At 40.8% G+C, this 11,106-nt stretch carries 5 protein-coding genes; 2 read left to right on the top strand and 3 right to left on the bottom strand.

What is annotated here, in order from left to right; genetic code table 11:
• Together HMPREF9421_RS10925 and HMPREF9421_RS02780 are read right to left on the bottom strand one after the other, a co-directional pair.
• Nucleotides 1–5,509, bottom strand: a 5,509-nt coding sequence (locus HMPREF9421_RS10925; RefSeq protein ID WP_040802889.1) for a MiiA motif-containing surface protein, incomplete at its 3' end; no start/stop codon positions are given.
• Nucleotides 5,510–5,934: 425 nt separating this feature from the next.
• Nucleotides 5,935–6,624, bottom strand: a complete 690-nt coding sequence (locus HMPREF9421_RS02780; RefSeq protein WP_006597303.1) for a gamma-glutamyl-gamma-aminobutyrate hydrolase family protein — start codon at nt 6,622–6,624, stop codon at nt 5,935–5,937.
• Nucleotides 6,625–6,827: 203 nt separating this feature from the next.
• Here HMPREF9421_RS02780 and HMPREF9421_RS02775 point away from each other — a divergent pair, with 203 nt between their 5' ends.
• Together HMPREF9421_RS02775 and galU are read left to right on the top strand one after the other, a co-directional pair.
• A complete protein-coding gene (locus HMPREF9421_RS02775; RefSeq protein WP_006595470.1) occupies nt 6,828–7,844 on the top strand; it encodes an NAD(P)H-dependent glycerol-3-phosphate dehydrogenase in 1,017 nt (338 codons plus the stop codon).
• 60 nt (nt 7,845–7,904) lie between these two features.
• The gene (gene galU / locus HMPREF9421_RS02770) at nt 7,905–8,813 is read left to right on the top strand and encodes a UTP--glucose-1-phosphate uridylyltransferase GalU (RefSeq protein WP_006595469.1); all 909 of its coding nucleotides are present in this window, start codon (nt 7,905–7,907) and stop codon (nt 8,811–8,813) included.
• A gap of 168 nt (nt 8,814–8,981) precedes the next feature.
• On the opposite strand, the gene HMPREF9421_RS02765 is transcribed toward galU, so the two are convergent.
• A complete protein-coding gene (locus tag HMPREF9421_RS02765) occupies nt 8,982–10,928 on the bottom strand; it encodes a C69 family dipeptidase (RefSeq protein ID WP_006597304.1) in 1,947 nt (648 codons plus the stop codon).
• Nucleotides 10,929–11,106 lie beyond the last annotated feature (178 nt).

Here is an 11,106-nt window from a genome sequence, read left to right as displayed (position 1 = left end):
CAGCTGTACCTTCACCGATCTTGTTGCCGTCTTTATCGAACAACTCAACCTTAGTTCCTGGTTCTGCACTTACTTCAACTGGTGTCTTAGTACCTGCTTTACCTGTAAGGTCTGTGTTAATCACTGGTTTAGCTGGTGCTGTGGTATCTTTAGTTACAAATTCTGATAATGGTTTTTTATCTGTAGAACCATCTGTGTAGGTTACTACAAGATTTCCATCTGCATCTTTTGTGACTGATTTAATCTTACCATCTTTATCAACTGGAGCATCTTTTGCGATATTCGCATCGTCATTGTTCTTGTTGTACTCAAGTTGTAATTTTTCTTTAATTTTATCTAACTCAGCGTCTGTTACCTTAGTTGGATCTGCTACTTCAACTTTGTCAGTTGGAGCTGGAGTTGCAATATCGTACTTATCTGTTTGAGATTTAACGATGAATTGAACATATCCTGGAGTCTGAGTTGCATTTGGATTTTTATCTAATGCATTAAAATCTGTATTTGATGGTGCATTATCATTGTCATTAGCAACAACAAAGCTTGTCCATCTGTTTGGAGCTTTAAGTGTTGTAACACCTGTCATCTTAATAGTAGCTGTATTACCTGATACAGTACCATCACCATGCGTGACAGCTGAATTTTCTATTTTCCCTGTTGTAAAGCCGTAATTTGCCGTATTATCTGTTCCAATACCACCAGGACCACGTACATACATATCTTTAACAGCAGTATTGTCTGATGCTTTGAATGTTAGATCAGTGTTTTCACCTGTATAAACATAGATTTGTTTATGCTCTTGATTTGAGTATGGAAGTTCAACTGTTGGAGCTACGTTTACGAATTCTGATAATGGTTTTTTATCTATCGAACCATCTGTATAAGTTACTACAAGATTTCCATCCGCATCTTTTGTGACTGATTGAATCTTATTGGTTTTATCAGCTGTTGTACCTTTTTTGTCTGCTAAGTTTGCATCATCGTTGTTTTGAGAGTACTCAAGTTGTACTTTCTCTTTGATTTTAGCTAGCTCAGCTTCAGTTACGTTAGCTGGATCTGCTACAGTAACTTTTTCGCTTGGAGTTGCAATGTCATATTTTTGATTTTGTGCCTTAAGTACAACACGGAATGCACCTGGGTCAGTTGCGCTTGAGCTACCTGTGGCTTTATTCTCAATAAGTGCCCCATCAGCATCAGTCGCAGTTGCATAACGCCAGCCTAATACCATACCTTCTGGGTTTTCTCCCTTAGTAGCTGCATCTAGTCTATCTTGTGATAAACCATCTGTCGCCGCTGGAGTACCTCTATAAGTAATGACTGCTGGGGTTTCTGCTGTTGCTGGTGTTTCAGTAGAGATAACATTGGCTTTAAACCCATATTGAGTATTGATGGTATTCTCTTCACCTGCAACAGGACTAAACGCTCTGTTACCCCCTTGTTTGACAGTAGCACTTACAATTTTTCCGCTATCATCTTTGAATTTGATATCGAATGAGTTCTCTTCTCCAGCATATACATAAACTTCCTTATTATCTTTGTTAGAGTAAGGAATCTCTACTGTTGGCGCTACTACTGCCGCTGTAGCCGTAGTTGGTTCGCTTGCATCTGAAGTGTTACCTGCCGCATCAGTTGCTTTCGCTGTTACTGCACCTGCTGGGATATCAACTGTTGGAGTAATCGTTGCTCTACCATTTTCTCCTGCTGTTGCTTCACCAATCTTGTTGCCATCTTTATCGTAAAGGGCAACAGTTGATCCTGGTTCTGCACTTACTTCAACTGGTGTCTTAGTACCTGCTTTACCTGTAAGGTCTGTGTTAACAACTGGTTTAGCTGGTGCTTCTGTATCTGTAGTTACAAATTCTGATAATGGTTTTTTATCTTGAGAACCATCTGTATAGGTTACTACAAGATTTCCATTGTCATCTTTTGTGACTGATTGAATCTTATTAGCTTTATCAGCTGTTGTACCTTTTTTATCTGCCAAGTTAGCATCATCATTTGTTTTAGAGTACTCAAGTTGTAGTTTCTCTTTAATTTTAGCTAAGTCATCCTCAGTTACATTAGCTGGATCTGCTACAGTTACTTTTTCGGCTGGAGCTGGAGTTGCAATGTCATATTTTTGATTTTGTGCCTTAAGTACAACACGAAATGCACCTGGGTCAGTTGCACTTGAGCTACCTGTGGCTTTATTCTCAATAAGTGCCCCATCAGCATCAGTCGCAGTTGCATAACGCCATCCTAAAGGCAAACCAGCTGGATTTTCTCCCTTAGTAGCTGCATCTAGTCTATCTTGTGATAAACCATCTGTCGCCGCTGGAGTACCTCTATAAGTAATGACTGCTGGAGAATCTGCTGTTGCTGGTGTTTCACTAGAGATAACATTGGCTTTAAATCCATATTGAGTATTAATGGTATCTGCTTCACCTGCAACAGAACTGAACTCTCTGTTACCGCCTTGTTTGACAGTAGCACTTACAATTTTTCCGCTATCATCTTTGAATTTGATATCAAATGAGTTCTCTTCTCCAGCATATACATAGACTTCCTTAATATCTTTGTTAGAGTAAGGAATCTCTACTGTCGGCGCTACTACTGTTGCTGCTGGAGCTGTAGCTGTAGCTGGATCACTAGCTACTGATGTATTCCCTGCCGCATCTGTTGCTTTTGCTGTCACAGCACCTGCTGGAATGTTTACTGTTGGTGTGATAGTGGCTTTACCATTTTCACCTGCAGTTGCTTCACCAATCTTGTTGTTATCTTTATCGTAAAGGGCTACGGTTGAACCTTTTTCTGCAGTTACTTCAACTGGTGTCTTAGTGCCAGCTTTGCCTGTAAGGTCTGTATTTACAACTGGTTTAGCTGGAGCTTCTGTATCTGCTGCTGGTGTAGCTGTAGCTGGATCACTTGCTACTGATGTGTTGCCAGCTGCATCTGTTGCTTTCGCTGTTACTGCACCTGCTGGAATGTCAACTGTTGGCGTGATTGTAGCTTTACCATTTTCTCCTGCTGTAGCTTCACCAATCTTGTTGTTGTCTTTATCGTAAAGGGCTACGGTTGAACCTTTTTCCGCAGTTACTTCAACTGGTGTCTTAGTACCTGCTTTACCTGTAAGGTCTGTGTTCACAACTGGTTTGTCTGGAGCAGTTGTATCTTTTGTAGGATTAACGAGATATGCTGCTGCAATCTTATCTGTTGATCCATCAGGATAAGTGATGGTAAGGTTACCCTTTTCATCTACACTGTATTGTGAATCTGCTGGAAGTGGAAGTTTTGAGTTGGCGTTGGCAGCTTTAACAGCGGCAATGACCTTGTTCTTGTCATCTACACTAAGATTGTTAGAATCCGCAACATCTACTTTTGTACCTGCAACTGGGTCATACTTTTTAGTAGTCTCAAGAACTGTAACAGTAATTGGTCGATAAACTGATAATAGTTTCCTGCTTGTTGCGTTTTCACTTCCAGTAGCTCCAAAGACAACCTTAGTTTCCCCAAGAGGTTGGTCCCATGCAACAGGACCTTCTAGTTTACCTTGAGCATTAGTTCGTGTGCGAAGAAATTCGGTGTACTTTACCCCCTTAACATTTCCAATAGTTTCTGGAGTAACTCCAAACCAACGAAGGGAACTTGAAGCACCTCCACCTAATAGAAGAAGATTATCTCCACGATAAACTGACACCTGTGTCGTATTGGTCCCCACTCCCAACTTGTAGTAAGGAGCATTAGTTTCACCTGGATCAGTATACGGAGTTGGTGTTTTTGTAACCGTAATCGGTGCACTCTTAGCTGACTCTGTTCCACCTGCTGGTGTTGTAGTCGCTGTAATCTCTCCTGCTGGAAGGCTGTTTGTTGGAGTGATTGTTGCTACACCTTGATCGTTTGCTACCGCTTCACCGATCACAACGCCATCTTTGTTGTAAAGTTTGACAGTTGAGCCTGCTGTTGCATTTACAGTCACATCAGCTGGTGTACTTGCTTTCCCATCAAGATTTGAAGTGATTTCTGGAGCCTGACCTGCTGGTGCAACTGGTTTTGGTGTTTCCCCTTCAACTTCAAAAGTAACTGTCACTTCTTGTGGAGCTTGATTATAATGAGCTGGATAGGTTACAACTACTGTTTTTGTATACGTACCTGGAGTGGTAGCAGTTGGTGCTTGACCGTCTTTCCATGCAAATGTTGTTGCACCACGGTAGTTGTTTGGAAACTCAGGTGTTCCAGGTTTATTAGTTACATAGTTAGCTGGAGTGGCATCAAAACTTCCACCAACTTTTGCAGTATATTTTTCTTTAACTGCTACGGCTTGGAATTTTGAACTTGAATTATCAATGAAGTTGTCCGCATAGCCAGTCATAATATTAGTTTTTTTACCAGCACCAGTACCTTGCAAGCCTGCTGTGTAGTCTAAAGTCTTAGACTTATCCACAATTGGAGTATCAAAAGTAATAGTCCAAGACGGGTTTTTAGCAATTCCACCTGCTACGTCAGCTGTCAGCCTGTACAACGCTTGTGAACGTTCTGACGCTTGTTGCGCCGCTGCCGCTTCATTTCCCTTAATAGCAGGATTACCGATTTTTTCATATAACCTCGTTAACTCCTTAGTCATTTCAGAACCAGTATATAGGTTCATTCTTCCAGCTCCACCCATTGTGTATATTCCGTCATTATTTTTCCAATAACGACGATCACTCATGGTGTTTCCATATTTATCCGTTTGCAACACTCTCCAGTTAGTAGGAGCTCCTACAGAATCTTTTGGAACAGTAAAATAAGAATAGCCACTGGTCTGATTCCCAATGCGGCCACCATTAACGACTACGCTCCAGTGGATTGTATTTTGGGCATCATCCACTTCATAGTTCATCTTGATGTAGCCTTCAGGATTATCTCTATTAGAATAATCAAGGTTTTGTGAACCTTCTGTTGCACGAGTCGCTGATGTAGTTTCTGTTACTGCGCGCGCTCTACGTGGTTTTACTACTTGCGAGCCAGCTTTAATGGTTTGTGAAGGTGTCAAAGTCGCACTTGATCCATCTGCAAAAGTGACTACTACAGTACCATCTGATTGAACTTGAACATCTGTGGCTGTAGGATTTACACCCTTAACAGCTTCTGCCACATTTGCTTTTTCTTCCTCAGTCAATGCTGCAGGATCAGCAACCATCGTCAACGATGGAGCCTGGATAGCATCCGATTCTTTTGTTTTTTCAACTGTCGCTTCAGATTCTTCCTTGGTTTTTTCATCTGTAGCTGGTGCCGTATTTGTTTCTGCAACTGTAGTTGAAGCTACTGTTACAGCCGGAGCAACATAAGTGCTGCTCTCTTCTTTTGAAGTTGGTTTTTCCTCTTCGTTTGTAGTGCTAGATTCTGGTTGAGGTTCAACCGTATCAGCTTTCACCGATGGAGCAACAAAAGTTCCCCCTATTGCTAAAACAAGCGAACAACCAAAAAGAAAATGCTTCCCTTTTTTTATCATTCGCCAATTCTTTTGTTCTGTATTTTTACGATTAAAATACATATTACAATCTCCTATTTTTATTTTTTTGTACTTAAGATACAGTTTAATTATATCCGCTGAACATATTTTGGTCAAGTGTTTTGATAAGTTTAATTATTTTCATTTTATAGTCTCTAAAATTCAAATTATTAACGAATAGAAATCACATTTTTTCAACAAAGATAATATAAAAAATGTCAAAATATTCTTTTAAAAATTAGTAATTTATTGAAGAAAGTACATCTGCACCTTCAATCACTTTGAGTATTAAAATAAAAGAATAACTTCATTAAATCATAATTTATCTATAAAACACAAAAGCCCCCTCAAACGAGGAGACTTTTGCAGGAAATTATATGAAAAAAGTAAACTGTATCAAACAAAGTTAGGAGGTCTTTGTTGATGAGACTAGTTTACCTCTTTCTCCTTAAAAAAAATTAAAGATTTTACAATTCTTGTAACAGATAGCGGAAGAGTTCGAGATTGCCTTTTTCTTCTTTGACTAGGAACTCTGGATGCCACTGCAAGCCAATGATGCGATGACCATCCACTGCTTCGATGGCTTCAATGGTCTGGTCGCGTGGGTCAATGGCTGTCACTCGAAAGTTAGGCGCCAAATCCTTGATGCTTTGGCGATGAACAGAATTGATCTGGCTGGCTTGCCCAAAGAGACGCTCCACCACACTGCCTTTTTTGGTCTCAATCGAATGAGAAGTACCAAAAGGAAGGCCTTGCCAGTGCCCTTCTACTTCTTGATGGAGAGTCCCACCGAAGGCGACATTAACCAACTGAACCCCTCGGCAAATAGCTAGAACCGGCTTGTTTTGACGGACTGCTTCTTTTAACAAGGCCAATTCAAACTGATCACGCTCGAGATTGTAGTCATCACTCTCGATGGCGATCTCTTCTCCATAAAATCTAGGATGGACATTTTGCCCCCCACTGAGGATGAGCTTGTCCACTGTTTCGATATAATCTTTAGCAAAAGATGGGTCTCCCACTGGGATAACCATAGGAAGGCCACCTACTTGCTTAATGGTTTCCGCAAATTTACAAGATACAGACGAATGGATATTTTTCCCATCTGGATCCACTGCACATAGATTGGCAGAGACTCCAACAATCGTTCTACACATGGCCTTCCCTCCTTTGATATTTCTATTCCCTATTTTATCATCCCACTTCAAGAGCGTCTAATATGTATTTTTTAAGGACCTGATAAATATTTTTTAACACAGAAATCATAGGGATTTTTCCCTTAAAATCTTCCTATGTCAAGTGAGTTTTTTTCCTTTTAGTATGGTAAAATAGAAATGAAATCTTCACGAAGGAGAATACTATGGATAAACAAACCGTTGCGGTCATTGGACCCGGTTCTTGGGGAACTGCCCTTTCTCAAGTCCTCCACGATAATGGCCATGAAGTGCGGATCTGGGGAAATGTTCCAGAGCAAATTGATGAAATCAATCAAGAACATACCAACAAGCGCTACTTTAAAGATATCGTTTTGGACAAAGAAATCAAGGCTTATCATGACTTAAAAGAGGCCCTTACTGGAGCTGATTCCGTTCTTTTTGTCGTTCCAACCAAGGTAACACGACTCGTTGCCAAGCAAGTGGCCGAACTCTTAGACCATCCGGTTAAGGTCATGCATGCGTCCAAAGGATTAGAACCAAATACTCACAAACGGATTTCTCAAATCTTAGAAGAGGAAATCCCTGCGTCTCTACGTAGCGAGATTGTAGTCGTATCTGGGCCAAGTCACGCTGAAGAAACCATCGTTCGCGATATCACTCTGATCACAGCAGCTTCTAAAGATTTAGAAACAGCTCGTTACGTTCAAGAACTCTTCAGCAACCACTACTTCCGCCTCTATACTAACACAGATGTGATCGGAGTAGAGACAGCCGGTGCCCTTAAAAATATCATTGCAGTCGGAGCTGGTGCCCTCCACGGACTTGGATTCGGAGACAATGCCAAGGCTGCTATTATCACGCGTGGACTAGCTGAGATTACCCGTCTAGGAGTGAAACTTGGAGCTAGCCCCTTGACCTATAGTGGACTATCCGGAGTTGGGGATCTGATCGTGACAGGCACTTCTATCCACTCTCGTAACTGGCGAGCGGGGGATGCCCTCGGTCGCGGTGAAAAACTAGAAGATATCGAAGCCAACATGGGTATGATCATCGAAGGAATTTCAACCACTAAGGCTGCCTACGAACTTGCCCAAGAGCTAGACGTCTATATGCCGATCACACAAGCCATCTACCAAGTAATTTATGAAGGGCAAGACATCCGCGAAGCCATCAACTTCATGATGAACAACGAATTTAAAGAAGAAAATGAGTGGAACTAAGGGTTATTTCTTACTACTCAGTCAACGAAACCTTCATTCTTTAGTTAGAAAGGAATTATTATGATAAAAGTTAGAAAAGCAGTCATTCCTGCGGCTGGACTTGGAACGCGTTTCCTACCTGCAACCAAAGCCCTGGCCAAAGAAATGTTGCCAATCGTGGATAAGCCAACCATCCAATTCATCGTTGAGGAAGCCCTTAAGGCTGGCATTGAGGATATTCTCGTTGTCACTGGTAAATCAAAACGTTCAATTGAAGACCACTTTGACTCAAACTTCGAACTTGAGTACAACCTCAAGGAAAAAGGAAAAAATGACCTGTTGAAACTAGTCGATGAAACTACCGGGATGCGCCTCCACTTCATTCGTCAAAAACATCCGCGTGGACTTGGAGATGCTGTCCTTCAGGCTAAGGCCTTCGTTGGGAATGAACCTTTCGTCGTGATGCTGGGAGATGACCTCATGGATATCACTGATGATACAGCTACTACTCTCACCAAGCAATTGATGAATGACTATGACGAGACACATGCTTCTACTATTGCAGTCATGAAAGTTCCCCATGAAGAGGTTTCTGCCTACGGAGTCATTGCTCCTCAAGGGGAAGGCATCAACGGACTGTATAGCGTTGAAACCTTTGTCGAAAAACCGGCACCTGAAGAGGCGCCGAGTGACCTTGCCATTATCGGTCGTTACTTGCTGACTCCAGAAATCTTCCAAATCTTGGAAAACCAAAAACCAGGCGCTGGAAATGAAATTCAATTAACTGATGCCATTGATACCTTGAACAAGACCCAACGAGTATTTGCCCGCGAATTTAAGGGCAGACGCTACGACGTGGGGGACAAGTTTGGTTTCATGAAAACTTCTATTGATTATGCCTTGAAACACCCACAGGTTAAAGATGATCTCAAACAATACATCATTGATCTTGGAAAAAAATTAGAAACATCTGAACAAACTTCGAACTAAACCATTTACGAATCTGAAGGATGTTAAAGAGACTGACCATATGGTGTAAGTGGTTCCCCACTTTACAAAATGGTCAATCTCTTTTTTTCTTGTAAAAAAGAAGCTGGATAAAAAGTCCAGCTTCTTTCATTTATTCTCTTGTTCATCTATTTTATCTGATTCTATTTTTTAAGGATGAACATTGTAAGAATAGTTTGTATTTGGGAAAGTTTCTACATCTCCTTTAGCAAAAGAAGAACCAAAACGATTATTCTCATTACCACCATTACCTGCAGAGACAGCTTCAGATGGATCTTGAACCTTTTCTTCCGGTTTCACAAATGTTTCAACTTTAGTAGAAACATAAGATTCCTTGTCTTTTGTAGCTGCATAGCCGAAACGGTTATTTGGATTGCCTTCTTCATTGACTTTCGTTTGAATTGGCTGAGTTTTTTCTGGCTGCACTGGCTTATCCGGTTGAACTGGTTTTTCAGGTTCTACTGGTTTCTCAGGTTGAACTGGTTTCTCAGGTTGAACTGGCTTCTCAGGTTCTGGGTCTTTGTAATCATCTGGCTTAGAGGCACGATATGGATCATCTTTACGACCTAGTGCAATCAAATGCGCATGCATATCCGCTTCATAAGATTTGAAGTGTTCAAATAGTTTTTTAGATAGTGCAAGAGCATTTGCTGTCACTTCATCTTCTACTGCTTTAGCAGCTTCTGGATTATCCTTCAAAGCTTTATATTTCGCGTCGCTAGCTTCTTGTTCAAGAATCAATTGTTTTTCCAAAGCTTTCCAGTGATCTTGAACAGTTTTTCCGAAGACGTCTTGGTTATTGATAGCCATTTGATCAATGTGCCAAACTGTCCAATACCATGAAGTTGGATCATAAGTAGCTGTTTGAGGTTTAAAGGCTTCGTAGGTATCTTTTAGATTGCCATAGAATGGAACATACGGAGTGTTCCGAGATGGTCCCATACCTAGCCATAGCGTACCACCAAATGATTTTGGAAGGTTTGGATTGATTTGATAGACATGGGCATCGATAACATTTTCATTACCTAGTGCATATTTGTATTGATCCTTGCGAACCGTGTCGTTTGCCCCATTGTCACCTTGTTTCTTCACTCCAATTTGATCGTCTGGTACAAAGCGACCATTTAAGTGTTCAAAACGATTCCGTTGCATAGCAAAGGCATCTTCTAAAGTAAATTTCTTATTTGGATCTGTTGGTGAGCGGAAGAGTTCGTATTCATCATCTTCATAAGTCACTTTTGATTTTGGATCCAATAGAGTGATTCCTGCATAGGTACGTGAACGATCGCCTTCAGCATATTTTTCAGGTCCGTAAGATTTAGCAATATGGAAGTTGCCATCTTTATCAGTCTTGTAACTTCCTGATTCTTTGGCTACTTTTTCAACATCTTTTGAAGCAATCACATTTTCCTTATCATTCAAATCAACATGACCGAGGTAATAAGTATTGGCAAAGACTGCATATTTATCTTCTGGTACTTTTACAGCCACATATTGGTGACCTGATAGAATTTCCATGTACCAGGTTTCTTTTTGGTCTGCTACTACAACTGTATTTCCTTCAGCTGAGCCCTTTTCTTCGATAACCTTACCAAGCAATTCGATAGCTTCACGAGCTGTTTTTGCACGAGGCAAAATCACATCGAGCATGGCAGCTTCTGGGAGACCATCTGCTTTTAGAGGATCTTTTTCCAATACTTTTTTATTTGGAATAGCAGTAACTGTAGCTGTCATAGAGACACCTGCTTCATTAAAGCCATGTTCCCCAAAAGCACCGTTACTACCATCTCCACGAGCAGAGTCATAAGTCGCTGTATATTTCATTTCGTTAGCAGCATGCGGATAGGTGAATCCGTTGGATTCGTCCTGAATTTGATCCCCTTCCTTATAATTCTTCGCATCAACAACAACAAAGTTCTTGTTATGCTTACCACCGTTTGGATAGTAAGGATAGTCCTCAGTCCGACCAAACAAGGTTGTTCCATCCTTGGTCAACTGTCTCCCAATAATGAATCCACAACAAGCCTCAACAGCTTGGAACGGAAGGAGCAATATAGCCATCGCTACTAACGAGAGCTTAACCAACCATTTTTTCATTGCAAATCTCCTTTTATATAATATTTTATCCATTTTATGAATGGATAAGAAAGATATTTACAATTGTTAGTTTACTCCTTTTTAATTCTTTTTGCAAGCGCTTTCCTATGTTGTCTTTATTCACTTTTCGAGCAACTTTTTGAGTGTAGCTGCTTATTTTTGGATTTTATATACAAAA

It is taken from the genome of Streptococcus australis ATCC 700641 (assembly GCF_000186465.1).
Lineage (GTDB): Bacteria > Bacillota > Bacilli > Lactobacillales > Streptococcaceae > Streptococcus > Streptococcus australis.
The sequence above is the reverse complement of the archived record's forward strand: the minus strand, read 5'-3'. Positions and strand labels throughout refer to the sequence as shown.

Coding starts and splice junctions, on each gene's coding strand:
- HMPREF9421_RS02780 (WP_006597303.1), bottom strand. CDS start 6,624: ATGTGTAGAACGATTGTTGGAGTCTCTGCCAATCTATGTGCAGTGGAT.
- HMPREF9421_RS02775 (WP_006595470.1), top strand. CDS start 6,828: ATGGATAAACAAACCGTTGCGGTCATTGGACCCGGTTCTTGGGGAACT.
- galU (WP_006595469.1), top strand. CDS start 7,905: ATGATAAAAGTTAGAAAAGCAGTCATTCCTGCGGCTGGACTTGGAACG.
- HMPREF9421_RS02765 (WP_006597304.1), bottom strand. CDS start 10,928: ATGAAAAAATGGTTGGTTAAGCTCTCGTTAGTAGCGATGGCTATATTG.